17 protein-coding genes are annotated in these 24,445 nt (G+C 47.0%); 9 read left to right on the top strand and 8 right to left on the bottom strand.

Going from position 1 to position 24,445, the window contains the following annotated elements; genetic code table 11:
- The first annotated feature begins 275 nt into the window (after positions 1 to 275).
- Positions 276 to 1,445, top strand: coding sequence for a MerR family transcriptional regulator (locus C9I99_RS12175; RefSeq protein ID WP_107349161.1), 1,170 nt, complete (start codon positions 276 to 278; stop codon positions 1,443 to 1,445).
- A gap of 789 nt (positions 1,446 to 2,234) precedes the next feature.
- On the opposite strand, the gene asnB is transcribed toward C9I99_RS12175, so the two are convergent.
- Genes asnB through C9I99_RS12145 form a run of 6 tightly spaced genes read right to left on the bottom strand, consistent with a single transcriptional unit; the run spans position 2,235 to position 8,801 of the window.
- Positions 2,235 to 3,806, bottom strand: a complete 1,572-nt coding sequence (gene asnB / locus C9I99_RS12170; RefSeq protein ID WP_107349160.1) for an asparagine synthase (glutamine-hydrolyzing) — start codon at positions 3,804 to 3,806, stop codon at positions 2,235 to 2,237.
- Between the two features lie 14 nt (positions 3,807 to 3,820).
- Positions 3,821 to 5,110, bottom strand: a complete 1,290-nt coding sequence (locus C9I99_RS12165; protein WP_107349159.1) for an aspartate aminotransferase family protein — start codon at positions 5,108 to 5,110, stop codon at positions 3,821 to 3,823.
- 6 nt (positions 5,111 to 5,116) lie between these two features.
- The gene (locus C9I99_RS12160; RefSeq protein WP_166645467.1) at positions 5,117 to 5,926 is read right to left on the bottom strand and encodes a 2,3,4,5-tetrahydropyridine-2,6-dicarboxylate N-succinyltransferase; all 810 of its coding nucleotides are present in this window, start codon (positions 5,924 to 5,926) and stop codon (positions 5,117 to 5,119) included.
- On the bottom strand, positions 5,923 to 6,582 hold the full coding sequence (locus C9I99_RS12155; RefSeq protein ID WP_166645468.1) for a class I SAM-dependent methyltransferase: 660 nt from the start codon (positions 6,580 to 6,582) through the stop codon (positions 5,923 to 5,925). Before C9I99_RS12155 ends, C9I99_RS12160 begins: the two co-directional genes overlap by 4 nt.
- Before the next feature lie 58 nt (positions 6,583 to 6,640).
- Entirely contained in the window at positions 6,641 to 7,885 is a 1,245-nt protein-coding gene (locus C9I99_RS12150) for an ATP-grasp domain-containing protein (protein WP_107349157.1), read from the bottom strand.
- 4 nt (positions 7,886 to 7,889) lie between these two features.
- Positions 7,890 to 8,801, bottom strand: a complete 912-nt coding sequence (locus C9I99_RS12145; protein WP_107349156.1) for a hypothetical protein — start codon at positions 8,799 to 8,801, stop codon at positions 7,890 to 7,892.
- A 413-nt stretch (positions 8,802 to 9,214) separates the two neighbouring features.
- On the opposite strand from C9I99_RS12145, the gene C9I99_RS27205 reads away from it, so the two are divergent.
- The gene (locus tag C9I99_RS27205; protein WP_166645469.1) at positions 9,215 to 9,370 is read left to right on the top strand and encodes a hypothetical protein; all 156 of its coding nucleotides are present in this window, start codon (positions 9,215 to 9,217) and stop codon (positions 9,368 to 9,370) included.
- 127 nt (positions 9,371 to 9,497) lie between these two features.
- On the opposite strand, the gene C9I99_RS12140 is transcribed toward C9I99_RS27205, so the two are convergent.
- On the bottom strand, positions 9,498 to 10,949 hold the full coding sequence (locus C9I99_RS12140) for a sugar porter family MFS transporter (protein WP_107349155.1): 1,452 nt from the start codon (positions 10,947 to 10,949) through the stop codon (positions 9,498 to 9,500).
- Between the two features lie 574 nt (positions 10,950 to 11,523).
- Here C9I99_RS12140 and iolE point away from each other — a divergent pair.
- From iolE to C9I99_RS12105, 7 genes are all read left to right on the top strand, one after another.
- The gene (iolE, locus tag C9I99_RS12135; RefSeq protein ID WP_107349154.1) at positions 11,524 to 12,417 is read left to right on the top strand and encodes a myo-inosose-2 dehydratase; all 894 of its coding nucleotides are present in this window, start codon (positions 11,524 to 11,526) and stop codon (positions 12,415 to 12,417) included.
- A gap of 109 nt (positions 12,418 to 12,526) precedes the next feature.
- A complete protein-coding gene (gene iolD, locus C9I99_RS12130; protein WP_107349153.1) occupies positions 12,527 to 14,398 on the top strand; it encodes a 3D-(3,5/4)-trihydroxycyclohexane-1,2-dione acylhydrolase (decyclizing) in 1,872 nt (623 codons plus the stop codon).
- Positions 14,399 to 14,562: 164 nt separating this feature from the next.
- Positions 14,563 to 15,738 (top strand): Gfo/Idh/MocA family protein, encoded by a 1,176-nt coding sequence (locus C9I99_RS12125; RefSeq protein WP_107349152.1) that lies wholly within the window; start codon positions 14,563 to 14,565, stop codon positions 15,736 to 15,738.
- Positions 15,739 to 15,750: 12 nt separating this feature from the next.
- Positions 15,751 to 16,746, top strand: coding sequence for a 5-dehydro-2-deoxygluconokinase (gene iolC, locus C9I99_RS12120; RefSeq protein WP_107349151.1), 996 nt, complete (start codon positions 15,751 to 15,753; stop codon positions 16,744 to 16,746).
- A 189-nt stretch (positions 16,747 to 16,935) separates the two neighbouring features.
- Complete coding sequence (locus C9I99_RS12115; protein WP_107349150.1) at positions 16,936 to 17,805, top strand: 5-deoxy-glucuronate isomerase; 870 nt, start codon at positions 16,936 to 16,938, stop codon at positions 17,803 to 17,805.
- A gap of 18 nt (positions 17,806 to 17,823) precedes the next feature.
- Positions 17,824 to 18,651 carry a class II fructose-bisphosphate aldolase gene (locus C9I99_RS12110; protein WP_107349149.1) on the top strand — a complete coding sequence of 276 codons (828 nt, stop codon included), beginning with the start codon at positions 17,824 to 17,826 and terminating at the stop codon, positions 18,649 to 18,651.
- Between the two features lie 104 nt (positions 18,652 to 18,755).
- Positions 18,756 to 19,610, top strand: a complete 855-nt coding sequence (locus tag C9I99_RS12105; RefSeq protein ID WP_107349148.1) for a MurR/RpiR family transcriptional regulator — start codon at positions 18,756 to 18,758, stop codon at positions 19,608 to 19,610.
- Positions 19,611 to 19,777: 167 nt separating this feature from the next.
- Here C9I99_RS12105 and C9I99_RS12100 read toward each other — a convergent pair whose 3' ends face one another.
- Positions 19,778 to 24,433, bottom strand: coding sequence for an SslE/AcfD family lipoprotein zinc metalloprotease (locus C9I99_RS12100; protein WP_166645470.1), 4,656 nt, complete (start codon positions 24,431 to 24,433; stop codon positions 19,778 to 19,780).
- Positions 24,434 to 24,445: the final 12 nt, after the last annotated feature.

The following is a 24,445-nucleotide window of genomic DNA, read 5'->3' as shown; positions in this document are numbered from 1 at the left end:
GGTTAGGGCTTAATAGGTGCCATTATTTTAACGATAATGTAATAACGTCTATTTTCAGGTTTTTTATACCGAAATGAACATATTGAATAGCTAATACAGAGTTAGTTTCCTTCTTAGCGGCTTCGAGTGTACGCCATTTTTATGATGCACATAATATTGGATAAATCAGTTGCCGTTGCTTGGTGGCGCGACGCAGAGGTTTTCTGTATAAGTGTTATTGACCTGTCTAAGGCTTTATAGTTTAAGGTTATCACTTCAGTGCAGAGGGCTGCGTCATGTATCGAATTTCAGAATTAGCAGAGCAAGTGGGGCTATCGCGTTCTACCTTGTTGTATTACGAGAAGCTGGGCTTGATTACCGGTAAGCGGCTCGACAATGGTTACCGCAGTTATAGCGAGCGGGATCTACAGCGGCTGCGCTTGTTGCAGCAGCTGCAGGCCGGTGGGCTGACCCTCAAGGAGTGCCAAGCGTGTCTGGAGGCGAAGATCGATCGCCAACTGCTGCTTGACCGCATGCAGCTTCTTGATAAAGAGATTGCTCAAAAACAGCAGTCTCGGGATCTGCTGGCTGCGATGCTGGGTGAATCGGATATGACGGCATGGCATCAGTCGTTGGAGCAAACCGCCCCTGATGCGCATTTAGATTGGTTAATGAAACAGGGCTTTGATGAGAAGCAGGCCCTGAGACTGAAGTGGTTATCAAAAGACATGAATACACACGAGCAATATATGGAAGACTTCAATACGATTTTTGAAGGCCTGGATCGCTGGGGGCCGGGATCTGAAGCTGAAACTATCAAGGCATTCAACATGTTGCCATCGGTGCCGCAGACAATATTGGAGATTGGCTGTGGGCAAGGTATTGCGACCACAGTACTGGCCCGTCAGTCAGCGGCAGAGATCACCGCGGTCGATAACCATCAAGGCGCGCTGGCAAGGCTTGCAGAGAGAGCCGCTGAAGCCGGTGTAGCAGAAAAGGTTATTACGCAGTGTGCCAGTATGACTGACTTGCCATTTGACGATGCCAGCTTTGATGTTATCTGGGCCGAGGGCTGTGCCTATATTATGGGAGTGAACAAAGCTTTCAAACAGTGGCGTCCGTTGCTAAAAGAGAAAGGCGTATTGGTGCTCAGTGATTTAGTGTGGCATACCGATACACCAAGTGCAGAAAAAAAGGCCTATTGGCAGGCAGAATACCCAGATATGACCACGGCTGATGAGCGGATCAAGCAAGCGCAGACGGCAGGTTATGATGTTATCGAGAGTTTTACTCTAAGTGATGAGGCTTGGCTGGCGTATTTCGAACCGCTCCAGCAGCGGGTCAATGGATTGAAAAAAACAATGGCAGGATCGCAAGCGATTAAAGATATCCAGACCGAATTGGATATCTATCATCAGGGCTTCGAGCAGTTCGGTTATCAGCTCTTTATCTTGCAAAAACAATAGAGCGGAACAAGCAGCAGGCGGTCGCCAGGGTGGCCCATGACCACAATACCGGTAGGTTTTGCGGCCAGCGCTTGCTTGAGATTCCTGATCTAAGGTTATGAAAAATAAAATTTTATGTCATGTCTTTTGTCGAAAAGTTTGACGGGTTTCTCAATCCGCATCCGTGAGTTTACTGCTTAGCGAGGAAAGCCCCAGCAATGTCATTGCTGCGGCTTTTTGTATTCGTTGAGGTTAATGGTTATCTACCATCCCGGTTTTATTAGGCGCAAACTCGTTTAGTTCGCGTTGCTGAAACTATAGTGGATGAAGCCAGCTGCTCCAGAGATAAGAGTGGCGAGTGAAAAAATAATAAATCCCATACGTTTCTCCTTTTAAGCTCATAAAGCTATATAACTTGAAAACATCATGTCATATCCGGTTCAGAGTCGGTAAGGTCTAGGTATCACTTTTTGATGGCACTATCAGCTATGATTCGTTTTAGCTCACAGAACTGACATTTTCCACTGAGTTTGATGGAGGTTTTTGCCTTTTGGTGGCGTTTTATTTTGATTAGTGGCGAAATAATGAAATTAACTTATTGCCCGCCAATTACCTGAGGGATTACGAGGGGGAATGAGTGTCGTCATGGGCGAGGTTGGGGCATTCAATGGCTTTATTCTGCCGGTGACCCTCGGCATCAAAAAGGTACCCGTTGCTCAAAGAAAACAGCCAGGGCCTTGCTCGTTGTTTAAGTATAAAAGCCAGCAATGTACTGCTAGCTTTTATTTTACTTTAACTAATAGAGGAGGCTTAACGCCAGATGGCAAGTGGGTCTTCTGAACGCCACCACGCAGGAGTTACCCCACACTCGACATCTTTTGCATTGGGATATTCACCAAAAAAGATATTTTGATAGTAGTTTTCTGTGCCGACGATGCGATCATGTGAAAGGCAATTTAGTACTTCACTATTACCTAGTCTTTTTCGTATTTCTTGGTCAAAAATATTTTCGAATTTTTCACCTGCCCCATGTGTCATTCCTAGTTTCTTCCTAGATATGATTTCAGCTGGTAAATCTGATGTCAGTGCTTTTCGAAGAATAAATTTTTCCAAGTGGTTATCAGTATAATGTTTGAAATTTGCAGGAGTAGACAGTAGCTCCTGTTGTACTTTTCGATCAAGATAAGGGTACCTAACTTCAAGGCCGAAGTGTGATATCACCCTCTCACCAAGTAACTCTGTCCGGTGCATTTCAGATAACTGCTTGAATGTTTCCTCATCAAACTCTTTGACTGAAGGTGCATCTTTAAAAAACCAGTACCCACCAAGCATTTCATCGGGACCCGTGCCATCAAGTAATACCTTGACATCGGTATTGTGGGCGACGTATTGAGCAACTAAGTAAATTAGGACAAGATTAGGAACCATTTCATAGTTGTAAGTTTCAGATACTTTGATGACATGGTCAATAAGGCCATATATTTCGGGCAGGCTAGTACTTATTTCGTGATGCTCAGAACCAATTTTTTCAGCGACAATTTTAGCATATTTAATGTCATCGTTGGGCAGGCCATCAATTTTTAATGTGAAGGTTTTGAGTGGAGTCTCTGACATTGATGCTGCTAGTGCAGCAACGCCACTCGAGTCGAGACCTCCAGACAGCAGACACCCAACAGGAACATCACTCTTTAGACGAGTTTTGACGGCATTGTGAAGGGAGCCTCTGACAGCCTTCGCTAGTTCTTCAGTTGACGTGGCACAATCTTTCTTTCTTATTGAGTTTGGATCATAGTATTTATCAATATCAAGCGTAAAATGACGATTAAGAGTCGCAATATGACCAGGAGGGAAGTGCTTAACATGGCTTGTTGTTATGGCTTTTAATTCCGATGCAACAGTTAAAAAACCCACATCCTTATCATAACTGTAATATAGTGGACGCACACCGACAGAATCTCTTGCGATAACAAATTTATTTTTTGATGCGTCGTATATGATTAAAGAAAACTCCCCCTCAAGTAAGTTGATAAAATCTAAATCATACTTTTTATACAGAGGAAGGATAACTTCACAATCGGAAGTTGACTGGAATTTAAAATTACTTAAGTGCGTATTGACGATTTTTTCGTAATTGTAAATCTCACCATTAACAATTACAAATGAGCCATCATGACTATAAAAAGGTTGATCACCTTTAGGGTGCAGATCATTAATAGATAGACGATGAAATCCATAAGCAACGTTTTTTACTTTGGTAAATTCATTTAGTGTTCCGAATTTGAATAAGCTGTTATCCGGGCCTCGATGTTTTAACTTACTAAAGCTGTTGAATTCATCGGAGATAATGAGATTATCAGCAATGGAAAGGTATAAACCACACATGTCATATTCCTCTGTCAAAAAAGTCCATTTTTTTTCATTGTTATTAATGATTTTTCCGCGGCCTCAAGGATAAGTTTCATCTCTTTTTCGTTGTGAGAGCAAGATAGCATCCCTGTTGTTTTCCTCATTAAAATACCATTTTGTAATAACAATCTTTGGAAGTGATTTGTTAGTTGTAAATTACGATGACTTCTTAAGCTATTGATATGATCAAATGTGCAGTGAAAGACACTCGCTTGACCATAAACTGATCCTGGCACTTCGAGTCTTTGCCATATAGTCGAAAGTTCTTCTATCAACCGGTTTGTATAGGCGTTGACTTGGCTGATTGCTATCCCATCCTCTAGTTGTTCAAGTGCCGCGAGCCCTGAAGCAGCCGCCAGCGGGTTGCCGTTGAATGTACCTCCGTGATGGACTCTTGTCTCGTGAGGGCTGTCGAGGAAAGAAAGCTGACGCATAAGCTTTCTCTTTCCACATACTGCCGCGCAAGGAAGACCTCCGCCCAACACCTTGCCAAGCGTTGTTAAATCGGGTGTAACACCAAGTAGCGATTGCGCCCCTCCGGGCGACCAACGAAATCCAGTCACAATTTCATCAAAGATCAGTACTATGTCATGCTTGTCACAGTATTCTCTAAGAAATTGAAGAAACTCTATGTCGAATAACTCTAGGCCTGCCTTACCGCCGCTGGGTTCTAAAATAATACATGAAATTTCATTTGTATTTATGGCTGTAATATCTTCAATACTGTTGGGACGGCAGACATGTGCTAAGTCATATGTGCCTGACGGGATCCCGACAGAGTCAGGCCTAGAACTGCCAGTGATGCTGCCTATAGCTAAACTATCATGCCAGCCATGAAAATGGCCTGTAAACCTGATGTACTTATCTCGGCCAGTGTAAGATCTTGCAAGCCTGACAGCTAGGTGGGTTGCCTCTGAGCCTGTCATGGTAAAACGTACTAATTCTGCACAAGGAACTAACTGACATACTTTCTTAGAAAGCGATACTTCTAAAGGGTTACACAAGCCTGAATGTAATCCCAGTGGAGCTTGTTCACAAATAGCGCGGGTAACGAGGTTATTATTATGGCCTAGAAGAATAGAACCATTTCCTAGTACTAAGTCAACATATTCATTTCCATCGATATCCCAGCATTTAGCACCATCAGATTTTGTTACGTACACCGGAAAAGGCTCAATATTTACGACATCTCGGGTAATTCCGCCTGGTAAATAATTGTTTGCTTGGTCAAATAAATTTTTTGAGTGATATAACCTATCGTGGTTAATATTGCTATGCATGCTAATTTATCTTCTAAAGGTTTGATCTAATGTGACCTTTTGATTGGTAGAATTATTTCTTGAACCAATAATTAAAGCACAGGGCACTTGGTACTCACCTGCTGGAAATGATTTATTCCGACTTCCTGGAATAACGATACTATGAGGAGGAACGATTCCTTTGTATTTTTTTTCCTCTGTTCCGGTGACATCGATAATCGGTGTCGAAGCCGTTAGGGTAACGCCCGCACCAATGACGGAGCCTTGACCGACTCGGACACCTTCAACAATAATTGATCGAGACCCAATAAAACAATTGTCTTCAATTATCACAGGATTATTAGAAATAGGTTCAAGTACTCCGCCAATACCCACACCTCCGGATAAGTGAACATTTTTACCTATATAAGCACATGATCCCACTGTTGCCCATGTATCTACCATTGTTCCTTCAGAGACATAGGCTCCAATATTGATAAATGAAGGCATGGCGACAGTTTTATTTTCTAAAAAACTACCATAGCGAACAATTGCGCCTGGAACAATTCTTGAGTTGTTATTACCTTCGATGTTTTTTAGAGGTATACAGTCTCTATAAGTAAAGGGAGGTAACTCAATGTTGTCAATTTTTCTTGATTTAAAATATAGGAGAATGGCTTTTTTTATCCATACATTCGTTTTCCATTCATTATCGACCCTTTCTACGACTTGAATCAAACCATTATCTAAGTCTCGTATAATGTTTTCAATAGTTTTGATTTCTTCATTACTTACTTGTTGTCCAGTAGACGACTTATTGTAAATTTCATTAACTTTGCATTCTGAGTTCATAGTCATTTTTTATAACCAAGAGCAATTAAACGATTTTTTTTACCTGTTAGAGGGCGGTTGTATAAATAAGATAGCGTTTCTATGCCTGTGAAGTTAGAACCCTCTAATTGATTTTTTAAATAGGAATCTGAAAACCAATAAAAAGAAGGAAGATCGGGATGTATTTGAATGTCCTGAGATAGTTCACTGGCATCATTGGATATCATTACCATACCGCCGAACTTTAGGCTGGTTAATATTTTATTGAAGAGGGTTTCAAATCCATTGATTGGATCAAGTAAATGACCGAGTATTCCATCACAGTATACGAGATCATAGGATTCCTTTATTGGATCCCATTCGTTTAAATTGCAAACCATGGCATCCACACCTTTAGATTTTGCGTACTGGACAGCTTCTTCATTGATGTCGAAAGCAGTGACTTGATGCCCCGCTTTTACTAAAAGCTCTTCTATTGAAGCATTTCCACACCCTAAACTAAGTATCTTCAATCTGTTGGTTATTTTACTTCTATTTAAAATGAGATTAAGCATCCAGTTACGATATTTCTCATCATAGGTTGAAGGTGTTATCGAATTACCTAACGCGCCACCACGCTCCCAGACATCATAAATACTCTCACCATTTGAATCCTTTGCTGTATAGTAATTTACTGTTTCCATAACGAAGTCCATTTTGCCTGTATTGATAAGTATTGTTTCTGAGATGGATATTTTTAATTTAGTCCATAATAAAAAGGTCTTTTTCTAGCTCTCTAAACGTTTTAAGATCTTTAGTTATTTGCTCTTCAGATTCATGTGAGAGCATTAATAGTCCGGGCTGTGAAAATATATCTTTTGTAACAGGAACATAACTTCCAAGAGCTGGTAGCCCTGTCAAATAATCAAATGAAGGTAAAGCGTGGATTTTACTAACACCATTTAGCTGCTTTAAATAACCCTCGCTGTTGCTTATAAGCGCAACGGCAAGTACTTCTTTTTGATTTACCTTGTATTTTGTGAATGATGGTTCTTTTGGGTTGAGGTAGCAATCTATCGCAGCACTGACGTGTGAAAACCCTTGTGCCTTGAACATGGTTTCATGATTGATCCCTCCCGCTGGTCTCGAACCAACTTCTATCAAGGTTGGTATACCGTCATTAACCATAAGCTCGACATGACAAGGACCATAATTGATATTCAATGCATCTAATACATCAAAAGTGTAATTGACAATGCTTTGTTCTAATTCAGTAATATTATGTATGAGCTTTTCATGGTCGTAAATGTATTCTGACCCAGTATCAATTCTATGATCTATCCATATTTCAACAGCATAATGCTTGCCATCATAACTGACGGTATTAACAATATACTGTTTGCCATTTAGTAGCTCTTGTACAATAACGTCATCATTCGTTTTGCCAAGACGATCTTCTTTAAGGTAAACATCATCGAATGCCTTTTGAGCTTCATTCTCGGACATGCAAATATAGACGCCATCAGAGCCAGCACTCGCTGTAGGCTTGATGACGACAGGAAAACCTATTACTTCAATAGCATCAGCCAGTGCTTGATATGAGCTGACTCGATACGTTTGTGCGGCTTTGACCCCATGCTTAACAAGCGATTGCACCATTTCATATTTATCTCTTCGTGCTTGACTGTACTTTGTTCCATTCGACGGTGTTCCAAGGTGCTCGGATAGTTGATCGGCAAGCTTTACGCCGGGTTCACAGCCAGCAATGATTACCGCTGGTTCAAGCACTTTAAGCTCATCTAATAACGTATTTAAGTCACTTTCATAGATAAAGTTTTCTTCGTACTTGCTTTTGTCAAATGTCTTAAGATAAAAATCGGGAATGATACGGCTGCTTTGTACGTGATATGTGACAACACCGATTTTATTTAATAAATCAACATATAAACTGCCACTGGAATAGCCATCGACAATGATCCATGGCCTTTTGCTATTGATGTTTTTCATATTATTAATTTCTCAATTTTTGACTATTTTTATAGTAATCGAAAATACCATAAATAATTGCAATTATAACAACTGAAGATGAAAAAAATATTGTGTCTTTAGGTATTGAAATATCACTATTATAAAAGAAGTATATGATGAGGCTAATGATTGGACAGGTTGATATTATCACGTGAGTTATAATTGGCTCACAAATATTAACACCAATTTGAAATAGCCATAAGCTAAGTATCGTCCCAAATCCAATGACGAATGCGAGTAATGTTAAGTTATCAATGAAAATATCTATTACTACTGGTGGTGGAGAAGAAAATATGGCTGAAAAGAATATTAGGATATAAAATCTATGTGCCATTATTTTAACGGCGGTACAACCATTTTCAGCCAATCTCTTTGAGAATACCGTTGTGGAAGATATTGATAATGACGATATAAGTATAATTGTTAAGCCAGTAAATATTGATGTTTCTTGAAGTTTTTCTATATTATATCCGGACCAAAAAACAGCACATAAAAATAGTGAGATAGTTGCGATGTAATCACCTTTTGATAACTTGCTTTTTGGTCTTAGTCGTTTATTTACGATTAGCGTGGTTAATGGGATTAGTCCCGCATATAATGCTGATACAACAGGAGCGCTAAAAAACTTCAATGAATAGAATAGCCCTAACCAGTTTCCAACCGTTACTATATTTAGCCATATATTGTCTTTGAAATAGTTTTTTGTTTTCTTATTTTTTTCTGTAGATATTATTTTATCATTAATTATATAAAATAAAGCAACGCATGTGAAAACAATTAAAAGATAATCAAAGGTATTTGATGTTTTTAACCCATCCTCTAATACAATATCTTTGGTGACTGAAAGTATGCAATACAAAAAAATGTATATGTATCCTAAAACTAGCCCGTTCAATATTTTCTATCACCTAGTGTTTAATTACAAAATAAACTTTTTATAACATATCTATGAAAATAGTAAATATCAATTGAAGTAATTATAAGTTGGCTTTTTTACAGAGCAAGTCTAAGATATTTCTTTCTATTAATCATTGTGTGACAAATCTTTGTGGAGATGCTTCGCATTAAATCTATAAAATGATTTTATTTGTTGACTGTTAATTATTTAATCTTGGAGTGGTGATGATTGGTATTAATAGGTATAAGCTTGATATGTTTTTTTATATTCCATCCTAAATGGAATTGATGATATTCAAGATAAGCTATCTTGCTATTACTTTATCCCATTTTATATATCAAGTCAGATTAGCGCTTTTATCGTCGAGTTCAAGGCCCGCGAGATAGTGGCCTTAGGACAGGGAGTGGGGTTTGGGTGAGGCGAGTCCATTGGCTGTGGTGACCACTGCCAAACCGGTAGCCGTGGCTGCGACTTGGGGTCAGCAGGGATTAGCACCTCAGCTGTCGGAGCTGGTGAAAGCGTGTTTGAACAAAGCGCCGGATATTCAGGTAATGCTGCAAAGCTAGTGTCGACGCTTGGCAGGGGGGCAATATTTGCGTGCACAGGTGTAGACATAAAAAAAACAGGCTTACCGAGGTAAGCCTGTTTGTTAGTCCAAATGTGGAGCAGTTGGAATTGGGTGAAGAATATGGATTAAGCGTTTGCTTGCGCTTCAGTAGCAGCTGGAGCAGGTACTTTCTTGCCAAGTTTCTTGGCCATCACTTCTTCCATTTTCTCTAGGCTGACACCTTTGGTTTCTGGAACGAACTTGACCACAACAAACATACAAATCAGTGACAGGATGGCGAACAACCAGAAGCTGAATGCACCGTTGAAATGCTCTCTCAGGAAGGCATTGTCATTCAGCATCGGGAACGACTGGGTGACGATGAAACCAGTGAACCACTGTGCACCCACCGCAATAGACATTGCACGGGAGCGGATGCTGTTCGGGAAGATTTCCGAAATCATGGTCCAGCATGCACAACCCCACGATGTCGCGTAAGAAACAACGTATAGACACAGTGCGAACAATGCCGCGTAGCCTTCAGTGCCAGTGTAAAGTACATAACCAACAACCGTCATACCCACCGCACAGCCGAAGGTGCCGTATTTCATCAGTGGCAAACGACCGACTTTATCGATGAGGTACATACCTAGCGCGTTACCTAGGATGAAGACAATACCGACGAAGGTGGTCTGGAATAGGGCGTTTTCAGTACTACCGGTAATCGGTCTTAGGATTTCCGGCGTGTAGTACATAATCACGTTGATACCGGTTAGCTGCTGGGCGGCAGCCACGAAGGTACCGATCACCAAGATAGCAAACAGAAGGGGTGAACGCAGGCTGACTTGCTTCTTGCCTGGTGCGTTTGAATCTGCCAGTGATGCTTGGATCTCGCCGATCAACTGATCAGCATGCTTAGGATTTGAAATACGCGACAGGGTATCTTTGGCTTCGGCAACTTTACCTTTTAGTACCAGCCAGCGTGGTGATTCAGGGATAAGGAACAGTAGACCAGCAAATAGTGCGGCAGGAAGCACTTCTGAGCCCAGCATCCAGCGCCAGCCCATATCAACCAACCAGGCTTCACTCATGCCTTTGGCAATCAGGTAGTTAACGTAGAACACCCCTGTCTGACCGATAACAGCAGATTGTTGGAACATACTGACGGCACGGCCTCGGAAGTCTTTCGGCGCCACTTCAGACATGTACATTGGTGAAACGACACAGGCTAAGCCGACCGCGATACCACCAACGATGCGAAGCATGACATAGAAAGTAAAGGTGGTGGCCAGTGCCGAGCCGATGGCGGAAATCATGAAGAGGATGGCTGCCATGAAGAGGGTTTTACGACGGCCATATTTAAGAGCGGACCAACCAGCGCTGACGGCACCAATAATACTACCTAAAACAACACTTGATACGGCCCAACCGGTTTGTGCAGAGGTTAGCCCAAAGTGTTCACGGATGGGGCCGATGGCGCCGGAAATAACAGCAGTGTCGTAACCTAATAAAATACCCCCTAGGGCTGCGATACAACAAATTCTAATTATGTAAGCAAAGTTATGTTTTCGGGCCTCGGCCGCGGTTGTGGGTGACATGTGTTGCTCCTTGATTTTTTTCCCTTCTCTCACTCAACCATCGAATAAGCACGAGCTGGGTAGCGGTCCGATACGCTTATTACTGTAGGGTATAGGTATCGGCTGTTTTATTTCACCCTTTTATCTGTAGTAGTTATATGTTGCTTTGAAAATAATTTTTCATAAGGTGATGGTTTTATCATATGGACATCATCTGCTCCCGGCTATACCCAAAGTGATCTTTTATTCGTAAATGATATCTTGATCAAATTAAGAAAAATATTTTTCAAAATTTATATTTGAGCTAACATATTGTTATTAATGGGTTTTATTGGTTTGTGATCTTGCTCAAAAAATCGTCTCAGGCCGCGTGGTTGCTGGGTTTTTTCTATTTTTATCGAAAAAGTGAAATGCTTTTTAGTGATCGAAAAATATTTTTCATTTTGATTTTTTTAGTTATAGTGATTCCCAAGTTAAGCGAACGGTGAAGAGAGCGAAGTTCTTTACTTGGATATCAAAAAAGCATAATCCAGAGAGCAAGCTAATCACCTCATCACGTTATATTTTTTATTTAAGTTATTGTTGGAGAACAAACATGAGCAATGTGCAATACGGAATCAGCCCACTGACTTGGACTAACGATGATATGCCAGAATTGGGTGGTGAGATCCCATTGGAAACATGTTTGAGTGAGATGGCAGAAGCAGGCTTTACCGGTACTGAGCTAGGGACTAAATACCCACGTGAGCCAGAAGTACTTATTCCTCTTCTAGAAAAACACGGCCTGGTTCTCGCTTCTGGCTGGTACAGCGGCAACCTGATGACGCTAACCGCAGACGAAGAAATCGCAGCAATGCAAGAGCACATCAAGTTGCTGAAAGCGGCTGGCTGTAAAGCGATGGTATTTGGTGAGGTGAGCAACACGGTTCACGGCGACATCAACACGCCACTTTCTCAGCGCGTGATCCTGACTATGGATGAGTGGAAAACGTACTGTGAGAAACTAACAACCGTTTCTGAGTACCTACTCAACGAGCATGACATCAAGCTGTCTTTCCACCACCACGTGGGCACTATCTGTGAAACAGAAGACGACATCAACATCATGATGGAGCTAACTGGCGATGCTGTTCACCTAACACTAGACACCGGTCACATCACATACGGTGGCGGCAACCCTGTCACCATGATCAAGCGCTGGGGCCACCGCATCGGTCACATGCACTTTAAAGATCTACGTCTAGAGGTTATGAAGGCCGCTCGTGATGCAGACAAATCATTCCTTAACGCAGTTCTTGATGGTGTATTTACCGTTCCTGGCACTGGCGACGTTGATTATGACGACGTATTCGCTGCACTGAAAGAGCGTGACTACAAAGGTTGGCTACTGGTTGAAGCCGAGCAGGATCCTGCCAAAGCCCACCCACTGACTTTCGCGAAAACTGCCTTTGAAAACATCAATGGCTACGCGAACAAGTACGGCCTGTAACAAAGAACCCCTGGGGGTATTAGCCCCCTAAAGTATCCCCGGCTGCACCAATTGGGAGGTGGGGCCGGGGTAGGGATACCCCATCGGGTACTGAATATCGAGGAAGACAATGAATACTGTACGCCTGACTGTTGCTGAAGCGCTTGCTAAATACCTTGCAGCACAAATGATTGAAATTGATGGAAAGAAAGAACAACTTTTCGGTACGGCCTTTGCGATTTTTGGTCACGGTAATGTGACGTGCTTTGGTCAGCAGCTAAAGAATATTGAAGATAAAATCCCAACCTGGCGCGGTCAGAATGAACAGTCGATGGCAACAGCGGCCATTGCATACGCGAAGGCTAATCAGCGTCGCCGTATTGGTATTGCAACCAGCTCAATTGGCCCTGGGGCAACCAACATGGTGACTGCTGCCGGTATCGCGCATACGAACCGTCTGCCTCTGCTACTTATTGCGGGTGATGCTTATGTTAGCCGTCTGCCAGACCCCGTTTTACAACAGCCGGAGAACTTCGAAGATCCGTCTGTGACTTCAAATGACGCATTCAAGCCGCTAACGCGCTACTGGGACCGCGTGCTATCGCCATCTCAGCTAATGCACACATTGCCGCAAGCACTCGATACTATGTTAGACCCTGCAACCTGTGGGCCGGTATTCCTCGGTTTGCCGCAAGACATCCAAGGTGTTGCTTACGACTTCCCTGAAGTCTTCTTTGCTGAAAAGACGCATCGTATCCGCCGCCCAGAGCCTGAAATGATTGTTCTGGAAGAAGCGAAAGAGATCCTGCTAAAGGCGAAGAAACCGCTGATCATCTCTGGTGGTGGTGTTCACTACTCGCTTGCCACTGACGAGCTGGCAGCCTTCGCAGGCAAGCACAATATTCCTGTGGTCGAGACCATTGCCGGTCGTGCCACAATGCTACAAGACAACCCATTGAACGCAGGCCCAATCGGTGTAACTGGTTCAGATTCTGCTAATCACATGGCTAACGAAGCGGATGTGGTACTGGCTATCGGTACGCGTTTGCAAGATTTCACCACAGGCTCTTGGACAGTATTCAAGAATCCAGAGATGAAGCTGGTCAGTATCAACGTCGCTAAGTTTGATGCGATTAAACACATGTCATACCCAGTACTGGGCGATGCGAAGACATCGATGACTAAGCTATCGGCTCTACTAGGAGACTGGCGTTCAGGTGATGAGTGGTCTGACAAAGCCAAAGCAGAAGCCGATGAGTGGAAAGCACTGGTTCATCGCCGTACCCACCCACAAGAAGGCGACTTGCTACCAGGTATGTCTTCATACGCGGAAGTGATCGGCAAGCTGAACAAGTCGATGGAAAAAGGCGATACCGTACTGACAGCTGCAGGTGGTCTACCGGCTGAGCTTTCGATGAACTGGCAGAACTACCAGATTGGTAAGTTCGACATCGACTTCGGTTACTCGTGCATGGGCTACGAAATTGCCGGTGGCTGGGGCGCGAAAGTGGCTAACCCAGACAACGATGTAGTCGTGCTGGTGGGTGATGGTTCATACCTTATCCAGAACTCAGATATCTACTCTTCAGTTCTGACTGGCCACAAGATGATTGTGGTGGTGTGTGACAACGGCGGCTTCGCGGTGATCAACAAACTACAAAACAACACCGGTAACGAGTCATTCAACAACCTACTTGAAGACTGCCGCCGCCCAGATGGCGAACTGGCTCGCGTCGATTTCGCTAAGCACGCAGAAGCACAAGGTGCAATTTCCGAGAAACTGACCTCTATTGACGAGTTTGACGCTGCCTTTGCCCGCGCGAAAGAAGCGGACCGCACTTATGTGATTGTGGTTGATATCGACCCTGTATCCCCTGCGGCATGGTCTAAGTGTGACTGTTGGTGGGAAGTAGGGCTACCTGAAGTGACTCGCAACGAAGAGACGGCGAAGAAAGTCGCTGACTGGGAAGAAGGCCGAACTGCCCAGAGACGTGGAGTATAGCGTCGCGGTGTATAGGGCTGAGGCTTTCAAGACCATAGCGTCTAAGCGATAACGAATTCCGAACTTTTAAACTTTAATATTTCCAATAATTTATCCGCAGGTATCACAGACAGCCTAGCTACATAAAGCTTAAGGAGGTCGTGATACCAGCCAAGGAGTGAACCATGTTTAATGAAGAACGTCATTTTGACCAACCAATCCGCTGGGCAATGGTAGGTGGTGGCCGTGGTAGCCAGATCGGTTACTCACACCGCAACGCAGCACAGCGTGATGGTCTGTTCAAATTGGTTGCCGGTGCTTTCGACCTAGATCCTGCACGCTGCCGCGATTTTGGTGAAAACCTGGGCCTTGAAGGTGACCGTTGCTACGCCAACTACCAAGAGATGTTCGAGCAAGAAGCACAGCGTGAAGACGGTATCCAGGCTGTGTCTATCGCCACACCAAACTCAACGCACTATGCAATCTGTAAAGCAGCGCTAGAAGCGAACCTACACGTAGTCTGCGAAAAGCCAATCACTTTCACGACTGAAGAAGCAGAAGAGCTGAAAGAAATTGCAGCGAAAAACAACCGTGTTATCGGCGTAATGTACGGCTACAGCGGTTTCCCAATGGTTCAGCAGGCGCGTGAAATGGTTCAGCGTGGCGACCTAGGTGACATCCGCGTTATCAACATGCAGTTTGCCCACGGCTTCCACAACGAAGAGTACGAACTGAACGATCCAGGCTTGAAGTGGCGTGTAAGCCCAGAGGTTTCTGGCCCAACTTACGTACTGGGTGATATCGGTACTCACGCATTCTACCTATGCGAAGTCATGACTGGCCTTGAAGTTGACCGTCTATCTTGCATGCGTCAGAGCTTCATCAAGTCGCGTACTCCACTAGAAGATAATGCGCATGTAATGATGGAATTCAAAGGTGGCGCAGTCGGTACCCTTTGGGCATCAGCAGTGAACTCGGGCTCTATGCACCAGCAGAAAATCCGCATCGTCGGCTCTAAAGCGTCTATCGAATGGTGGGATGAGCAACCAAACCAACTTCACTTTGAAGTTCAGGGTGAGCCATCACGCGTTCTTGAGCGTGGCATGGGTTATCTACACCAAGATGCACCGGGTGTGGCATCAAACCGTGTTGGTGGCGGTCACGCAGAAGGTTACTTCGAGTCTTGGGCAAACCTATACCACCGCTTTGCGCTGGCATTCGATGCGGCAGATCGCGACGACCAAGCTGAGCTAGCGGGTATCTGGTTCCCGGGTATCGATGCCGGTATTGAAGGTGTACGCCTGTGTGAGAAATGTGTTGAGTCAGCCGATCAAAATGCGGCTTGGGTAGATTACGAGTAATAGGAACGGACCATGACAAAGATTGCACTTCAGCAAGACCGTAAGCTGGATGCCATCGTGTTGGGACGTGCGGGCGTAGATTTATACGCCCGTGAATCACACACGGACATGGCTGATATTTCAGGCTTCAACAAATTCGTCGGTGGCTCGGCAGCCAACATCGCAGTCGCGGTGAGTAAACTTGGTGGCAAGGTCGGGTTTATCGGTTGTGTCGCTGATGATGCATTCGGCGGCTATGTGAAGCAGTACATGTCAGGTCAGGGGATCAACCTTGACGGCATGATGACAGACAACTCCGGCTCGCGCACTTCGGTTGCGTTTACCGAGATGAAGCCAAGCGACTGTACGGTATTGATTTACCGTAACAAAGCCTCTGACTTGACCATCAAGCCAGAGCAGGTCGACCCAGCGTACATCGCCAGTTCGAAAGTCTTGGTGGTAACGGGTACCGCGCTTTCTGAAAGCCCGAGCCGTGAAGCAACGCTTATCGCGATGGAGCATGCACGCCGCAGCAATACAGTAGTGGTATTGGATGTCGACTACCGCCCTTATTCATGGCGTACCGATGTCGATGCCTCTATCTACTACGGCATCGCCGCAGGCCTATCGGACATTGTGATCGGTAACCGCGAAGAATTCGACATGATGGAAACTGTGTTGGCGCCGGGCAATAAGGACGACGATGCAACCGCAGAGCGTTTCCTTCGCGCCAACACCCAAGTGGTGGTGATCAAAGCCGGTGAGTTCGGTTCGAAAGTGTACTGCCGCGACGGCCATAGATTCCAGCAGGGCATCTTCCGTGTAGACGTGCAGAAGCCATTCGGCTCTGGCGATTCATTTGCCGGCGGTTTGATTTGGACGCTGGTTAATGGTGGCGAGCTGGAAGACGGTGTTAAGCATGGCTCAGCAGCTGCAGCGATTAATGTTAGCGGCAACAGCTGTACCGAAGCGATGCCGACCAAAGAACAGCTATTCGATTTTATTGAGACCAGAGAACAAAGCCTTTAACTGTCGCTATTCGCGTTAAGCCAAAGGGCATTTTGGTCAGCCGGGTCAGGACCGCACAGGTTATTCAGTCTCTTGTCGGTACACACCATCGAGACCCGGCTTTTTTATTCCCTAAATATTAGAACACCATAATTACAAGGCTGTACTGATTAATGAGCAAGGTTGATCAGGCAGTGAGGAGAGAGAGTCATGGGTAAGCATATCCCGCCGTTTGATAACAAAAATCAACCAATCATTGATGCGAACGATGAAGTCACGCCACTGTGTTATTTCAACCAAGTACGCCTATCACAGGGCGAGCAACACCAGCATGTCGTGGAAGGCTACGAGTCAGTGATCGTATTGGCTGGCGGTACTTGTTCAATCAAGGTAACCAACGGCGAGAGAACAGACGTCTTCGACAACATCGGTCAGCGCAAATCTGTGTGGGAAGGTAACCCAGAATCGGTTTACGTGCCGGTTGGCTACACTGCAGAAATCGAGTGTGTCAGCGACAATGCTGATGTGATGATTGCCGGTGGTAAGTTCGAACAGTCGCTTGAACCTTTCTGCAGCCGCCAAGATGAAGTCGATATGGTGCAGTACGGCTCGGATGACACCAAAACCCACCGTAAGATCAAGCACGTACTGGGCCAATCCAATGCCGATAAACGTGGTCGTTTGCTGGTCAGTGAGTTGTTCACCGTTGGTGCGGGTGGCTGGTCTGGTTTTCCTCCTCACAAGCATGATGAAGATCGCGTTAAGCCTGACGGTAGCAAAGAGACACTGTACGAAGAAGTGTACCAGTTCCGCTTTAATCCAGATTTTGGCTTCGGTGCCCAGTTCCTGTATGAGCACGAAGATGACTTTGGCCCGGTTTACCACGTGCGTACCGGCTCTGTGATTGCCATCGACAAAGGCTATCATCCTAGCGTTGCAGCACCGGGTTATGAAATGTACTACTTCACCATCATCGTTGGTAAAACTGAAAAGTCACTCATTCAGCACTTTGACCCACACCATGAATACCAAGTTGAGACGATCCCTGGCATCAAGGACATGATCGCCAAGTTCAAATAAGACCGGAGGCTTACCGATATGCTCGTCAATTTAAAAGATCTTTTGCCTGAGGCTGCGGCCTCCGATTACGCCGTACCTTGCTTTAACGTGTTTGGCTACGAAGATGCCCGCGCGGTGGTTGAAGCGGCCGAAGTGGTAAACAAGCCAGTGATCTTGGCTTGCAACAAAGATGTGGCCGATTTTTACGGGGTAGAAACCGCCGCGGCAATGTTGCTGCCATTGGCAAAAAACAGTTCGGTGCCAGTGTGTCTGCACTTGGATCATACCTACGAAGAAGAGATCGTCTTCAAGGCATTGAAGGCGGGTTTTAGCTCGGTGATGTTTGATGGTTCTCAGCTATCGCTTGAAGAGAACATTGCCCGTACTCGCGCGGTGGCCGATGTTGCCCATGCACTGGGGGCGTCGGTAGAAGGTGAGATTGGTTCGGTACCTTATGATGAAGGCCGTGACCACATCAAATCTATCTACACCGAAGCCGAAGAAGCGGCGCGCTTCGCTACAGAAAGCGGTGCAGATTGTGTCGCTGTGTCGGTCGGCAACGTACACCGTTTGACGGAACCAACATGTACCATTGATTTTGGCCGCTTGGACAAGATCGCCAACATGGTCGATATACCGCTGGTGATCCACGGAACCAGTGGTATCCGCGATGAAGACATGGAAGTCCTCAAGCGTACCCGTGTATCGAAATTCAATATCGGTACCTGTTTGCGCCAAGCGCTGGGCAATAACCTGCGTGATTTCATGAATGAAGAGCCTGAGAAATTTGACCGGATTTACTTTATGCAAAAGGCCATGCCTTTTGTGAAGGAAGAAGCGATTCGTAATTTCAAACTGCTGTCGTAACAACTGTCGTAACAACTGTCGTAACAACTGTCGTAATTAATTTGGCCCTGTTAATCGCAGGGCATTTTTTTCTTGTCGGTATCAGCGAGGGAGAGCACCAACGTATGGACGCCGCCGAACGAGTCGCCACGGGCCTAAGCACCAAAGAGATAGATCTTGATACATTGAAGGACCAAATCGTCAGGCAATATGATGATCTAAGTCCTCGCCTTCAGCAGGTGGCAGATTTTGCCATGGCGCAGCCTATGCTGGTAGCCGTTGAAACCATGGTCACCATTGCCCAGCAAGCCAATGTGCCTTTGTCTACCCTCAGCCGTTTCTCTAGCGCCATGGGATTCTCTGGGTTTAGTTCGATGCAGGCTGTCTTTCGCAATCACTACTTCAACCGTCCGCGCGATTACAAAGAGCGGGTACGCAAAGCCCGAAACGAAGCTGAGTTTGGCCCCGATTCCGCTGCGGCTGTTTTCCATGATTTTGGCGCTGCAAACATCGAGGCGATGGAGCAATTGCAAATATCCGTGTCGCCACAAAAACTCGACAGGGCGGTCGGTTTACTGGAAAGGGCCGAAACCATTTATATCCAGGGCATGCGGCGGGCTTATCCCGTGGCATTCTATCTTTGGTATGCCTTGATGAAATCCGACAACAACGTGGTACTGATTGATGATAACGGCGGGATGTTATCGCCATTAACACGCATGATGAGCGAAAAGGATGTGTTAGTTACTTTTACGTTCAGCCCTTATGCGAGTGAGACCACGGAAGTTATTGAGCTTGCGCACCACAAAAACGTACCGATTGTCGCTATCACCGATAATCAGATGATGGAGCAGGGCAACAAAATGGATGTCTGTTTTGAGGTACAAGAGGGGGATAACTTGGGATTTCGCTCGCTCAGTTGCTCGGTCTATCTTGCCCAGACACTGGCGGTAAGTTTGATGTGTAAAGATACAGAGTAGAGCCTGAGGCTCTATTATTCATCGTTAATGTTCTTCTTGCGGTTATAGATAGTCCGCCAAACGGCGGGAAATGATGCTGATCTGACAAACAACGCCAAGCAGACAAAATAGAAAATGCCGACATTATGTCGGCATTTTTTATGGTTACCTAACCGCGCACCATGCCGCTAGGGCAGGCGGTTGATGTGCAGCGGGCTTTGCTCTGGCTGTGGCAGGTTCATGCTAGACAGCATCGATAACCCTGCTGGGGTGATCCCGCCGGCGTAGGTCTTACCGCCGTCTGGTGTGCTTGACGAGGTCTCGCCGGCATTCCAGACGGTGAAGAACTCGCTGAGATCATAGCCCGAGGCATAGGACGCGCAAACCATGAGCTGATCGGCGCTGGCAAGGCCTGTTTCCGAGGCGCTGCAATAGTTCGTGTCCTTATCGCCTTGCTGATCACCGCGCGACTTGCGGTGCATCAGTTTGAACATGTTCCAACCCTGATCGGCGTTGTAGATCGTCGGTTTTTCCTCATTCGGCTGGTACCAGTTATCAATGGCGAAGTGGGTTTCGGCCCAGATTTTTAGCTGGCCGAACATCACCAGTCGTATCCCCGCATCGCCATGGGCCCAGGCATGGCCGCTGTTGGCATCGAGCCAGTATGGCACCTTCTGGATATCGGCCCGGATACGATCCATCTGCGGGTTGCCGTTGCGTCCCTCGAGCTCTTGCATATACAACGCCAGGATATTATTGGTGACCTCGGTGCTGCCATCAATCACAAACGGTGCCGCCGCGAGGTTGTGTCCCGTTTCGTGCCAGAGCAACCAGTCATCAACAGGCTTGGTCGCAACGGTATTCGACTGGGCATTGAACGATGCACTCATCACTGGGTAGCCCGAATGTGCCGCTCCGATCGAAATCTGGACATCGTTGACGAAGTGGTGGCGGAACCCCGGCAGTTTGTCATGGGTAAAGCGTTGGTGCTGCCCGTCTGCCGTGGTTTCGTCGCGTCCGTAAAAATCGCTCGCGGCATCGGCAAAGCGGTTCATCTGCGCGCTGAAGGAGTCCAGATCGCTGGCGGCAAGGTTGTTCACCGGTGCGGTGTAGACGAAGCTGCCGGTATCGATCTCGGCAATCGGCGCAGTGGCTTCCTGCAGAGTATGTACCCACTGGCCGTCTTGCCAGAAGGCAGCCTTTTCGACCCCAGATACAGTGAAGTTAGCCTGGCTATGCGGGCCGGCCTGCAGCTCAAGGGGCTTGATGTAGATTAAGCCCCCATAGGGCACTTTAAGCGTGGTTGTCGACCCGTCGTGTGCGAAGGTTTGCTGCATTCGCGGCGGACGTCTGAGGTTGGTCTCATGCTGCGGGCGACCGGTGATGTCATCGGCCAGCATCACGGTTACCGTTGCCTTGACCCCGCCGCTGACGGTGACAGGCTCCAATTGCTTGGCCCACAGGCCAGTCGGCTGCATGTTACCGGCCGAAAATGAAACGGCTTCTCCGGCGGTTTCAATCGTTACTGTCGCAGTGGTTGCTGCACCGGTTCCGCGCATTGGGTAGGCCGTTGTGTCGACGGTAATGTCATGATCCCAGAACGAGCGCCCCAGCATGATACGCGTTAGGGGCTTTTCCATGTAGTTAAGCGGATAGCTCGGGTTGAGCTCGCCGTTTTCATGGAGCATCTGGTGACCGATTAGCTCGGCCTTGAGTGTATCAGGGCAGGTTAAGCCACCGCCATGTTTGTCATTGGTATAGCAGTTCAGGTAGCTGACCAGGGTTTCAAAGCCCAGCTCATCCTGGCTGTTGGAGGTGAAGGCGTACGGGTTGTCGTTCCATAGCCATACCGACAGGTTATCAAACGCCTGGTTCAATTCGGCGGTATTGAGGCGGTGCCCCTGGCTCCCCTTGGTCCGGTAGTAGATTTCATGATCGGCCAGCAGCTTGATATTGCCGCCGAGGTTGGCCGCCTTCACCATCGAGGCAACGACATCCGGGCTGATCTCGTAACGGTCGAAGTCTGCCCGGCCGTAGGTACCGCGCACAATCCAGCCGTGGCCCTGGCGGGTTTCGATACAGTTGAATTCGTAGGGGTAGTCGCTAGTACAGACCGGCACGCCCTCGAAGGCGGTCTGCAAGGTGGTGATGGCCGCCAGCCGCTCTTCATCGGTCGTAAATGCGATGCGGGCATAGTGAGTTTTGCCCTGCTCGTCCGTATAAGTCGGGATCTCCAGTGCAGACATATCTTCTGGTTTGTTCCAGTCGATGCTGCCATCCGGGTTGACAGTAAACGGCGGCTTGCCGTCGACATCGGGGAAGCGTTCGTACACCACCGAATCCTGGCTGAATATAGCGTGCGGGTTAGGGCGAGGGGCATTGCAGTAATAGCTCGATCCGCAGTTTTCTTGATCGGTTGGCGTAACGTTCTCGCCGCCGAGGGCAATCCCGGCCGCGTCGGCCAATCGCCCGATAGGCTCGGGATTCATCTCAATCAGGCCGTCCATGAACAGGACATTACCGCCAGCATCGATGTAGCGGATCAGCGCAGTGATGTCATCTTGCGACAGCTTGGGCTTGGTGATGTCGGCAACAAATTTCCATGTCATGCCGTCCCCCTCGTTGCGCGTCTCGTAGGCCTGCAGGATCAGGATCGGGGTATCGGCTGGCGAAATACCGCCAAACCCGTCTTGGCTGAGCTGGGTGACAGAAGCAAAACCGAAGGATTGGTCGATAAAGAACGGGTATTTGACACCGTCAGGCCAACCTTTACGCGCCAGGGAGGCGGTGTCGATATTGGTGGCGACATTGACGCTGCTGCTCGGGCTGAACCACTGGAACAGGTTATCGAAGAAACGCTTCATGCTGAGGTGATCGTTTCTTGGGTCATCACTCATGTCACGGCCGGTGGTGCAGACTTGGTTCTCCGCGTCGGCATGCAGCTGATCGTCTGCCCAGTAGTTGGCCGGACAGGACAAGATGCTCGGATAGAGGCTCGATCCCATAAAGACCACTTTGCCCTTGCCGATTTCGCCGGAAACCACAAAAGGCAGGCCGAAGGTGGCATTGTCCTTCGAGACTTCGGGAATGTTTTTGACCGGGTACTCGGAATGGGTGGCGATATAAGGCTTGCCGTCGCGTGTCCAGGCTTGCTTGTCGCCGAAGTTGACCTGGCGGTTGATATCAGAGCGCGCCATCATGATCGGAAAAGCGGTATTGGACAGGTTCAGGGCGCGCGAGGCGCGGGTATAGCCGGTTGCACCGTAATAGCCCATATTGTCATTGAACACATGGAATGCGCTCACGTCACGGAAAATTTGGCTGAGCGAGTCGGTGACGTAGCCACGGTTGTCGGTTGCACTGTAGAAGGAGACTGGGCTCAATGAGTAGCCGCCCCACTCTTGCTTGATGGCCTGATCAATCGTAGCGGTAAGGCCAATGTCGAACTGGGCCTCGAATTCGTTGGGCAGGGTAAAGTCACTGCCTACCAGTACACCGCCATTAGGCAGGTTGAGATTGATCAGCTCGTTGATGACATTGGGGTAGGTTGAAAAGGTGGTGTTCACTTTTTCGGGGATCAACAGGGTATCCCCCTCGACAGTGGCATAGCGCTCCAGTAGGGCCTGAATGTTGTCTTTCTTGATCAGGTTATCGGTGACGTCGGTAATTTGGTAGTTGAGCTGGTTGCCCGACACCGAGCCGAACTCGAAGGTCTCGATACCAAAAGTCAGCACATCGCCCCAGAGGTATTCGAACTCGCCGTTCTCGTCGGTGACGCCGGTCGAGTTAAGCGAATAGAAATGGATCCCGGAAATAGCCCGGCCGTTGGTATCGGCGAGACGGCTGCGGGTGAGTACTTTGGCATCGGCGCTTGGCTTGTAGGCCAGTGCCTGCTCTGCCGCAGAGGAGACAAAGCCAGCGTTGAGATCGTTACTGCCTCCCGAAACGGCCGGGGTCAGGCTTGGGTTGGTGTGCGAGCTTGGCGACTTATCGATATCATCGGTCGCTTCTTGTTGTTTGTCGCTTAAAAATTGCTCGACAGCGTCGTTATTGTCGAGCTGAAGGTAAATATCGGCAATGTCATAACTGTCCAACTCTTCGAGGCATATTTCATTGGGTTCACTACAGCTGCTGATACTTTGCAGTACTTTTGTCACGTTTTCGCCGTGAAGTGTATTCAGTTCAAAGGATGCCGGAATAACATCATTGGCGATTGTCTGCGGCGCTGGCATTGGGGCTGCAAATTCGCCCAGCTCGATAGCACCGAGGTGGCAGCTAAATATGCCGCCCTGCAGTACGCTAAATTCACCGTCAGTTAATTGCTGGCCATTACACGCCACCTCTCCGCGAATGACGTTACCAGATGCGAGCAGCGCACCGTTATATTCTTGCGGCGGAAGAACAGGGGTCGTTGGGAGATGAGGTTGGGTAAAGCCGTCATCGTCCAAGCAGGAGCCATCGGGGCAGGAGGCGGTCGGGATAGTGCGTACTGTTATTGTGATCTTTGCCTGCGCGGTAGATTTGCCATCAGAAACATGAACTTTAAATGTATGGACACCGATATCTGAGGACTTTGGCTTGGCGATCAGCACGCCGCTGGCAGACTCGATGGTCACCCACGCCGGGTGGTTGGATAAAGCGTAAGAGAGGCGGTCGTTGTCTTTGTCTGAGGCGTTGACTTTATGTTTTAGCGTCTCTAGCTCATTCACTTCAAGCGGTGTTAACGCGCTAATAACCGGTGAATGGTTGACTGACTCCGGAACGATAGGGGGCGTTTCCGTTGTTTCATCATTACAACCAAAGAGAGCTGCTGAGATAACAATAGCTAAGGTGGAGTTCTTCAAGTTAACAATATC

This window comes from Photobacterium lutimaris (assembly GCF_003025555.1).
Classification (GTDB): domain Bacteria; phylum Pseudomonadota; class Gammaproteobacteria; order Enterobacterales; family Vibrionaceae; genus Photobacterium; species Photobacterium lutimaris.
Note: the sequence above shows the minus strand (reverse complement) of the source record. Positions and strands in the feature narration are given on the sequence as shown.

Bases quoted from the DNA above. Each gene is read 5' to 3' on its own strand.
- C9I99_RS12175 (WP_107349161.1), top strand. From the start codon at position 276: ATGTATCGAATTTCAGAATTAGCAGAGCAAGTGGGGCTATCGCGTTCT.
- asnB (WP_107349160.1), bottom strand. From the start codon at position 3,806: ATGTGTGGTTTATACCTTTCCATTGCTGATAATCTCATTATCTCCGAT.
- C9I99_RS12165 (WP_107349159.1), bottom strand. From the start codon at position 5,110: ATGCATAGCAATATTAACCACGATAGGTTATATCACTCAAAAAATTTA.
- C9I99_RS12160 (WP_166645467.1), bottom strand. From the start codon at position 5,926: ATGACTATGAACTCAGAATGCAAAGTTAATGAAATTTACAATAAGTCG.
- C9I99_RS12155 (WP_166645468.1), bottom strand. From the start codon at position 6,582: ATGGAAACAGTAAATTACTATACAGCAAAGGATTCAAATGGTGAGAGT.
- C9I99_RS12150 (WP_107349157.1), bottom strand. From the start codon at position 7,885: ATGAAAAACATCAATAGCAAAAGGCCATGGATCATTGTCGATGGCTAT.
- C9I99_RS12140 (WP_107349155.1), bottom strand. From the start codon at position 10,949: ATGTCACCCACAACCGCGGCCGAGGCCCGAAAACATAACTTTGCTTAC.
- iolE (WP_107349154.1), top strand. From the start codon at position 11,524: ATGAGCAATGTGCAATACGGAATCAGCCCACTGACTTGGACTAACGAT.
- iolD (WP_107349153.1), top strand. From the start codon at position 12,527: ATGAATACTGTACGCCTGACTGTTGCTGAAGCGCTTGCTAAATACCTT.
- C9I99_RS12125 (WP_107349152.1), top strand. From the start codon at position 14,563: ATGTTTAATGAAGAACGTCATTTTGACCAACCAATCCGCTGGGCAATG.
- iolC (WP_107349151.1), top strand. From the start codon at position 15,751: ATGACAAAGATTGCACTTCAGCAAGACCGTAAGCTGGATGCCATCGTG.
- C9I99_RS12115 (WP_107349150.1), top strand. From the start codon at position 16,936: ATGGGTAAGCATATCCCGCCGTTTGATAACAAAAATCAACCAATCATT.
- C9I99_RS12110 (WP_107349149.1), top strand. From the start codon at position 17,824: ATGCTCGTCAATTTAAAAGATCTTTTGCCTGAGGCTGCGGCCTCCGAT.
- C9I99_RS12105 (WP_107349148.1), top strand. From the start codon at position 18,756: ATGGACGCCGCCGAACGAGTCGCCACGGGCCTAAGCACCAAAGAGATA.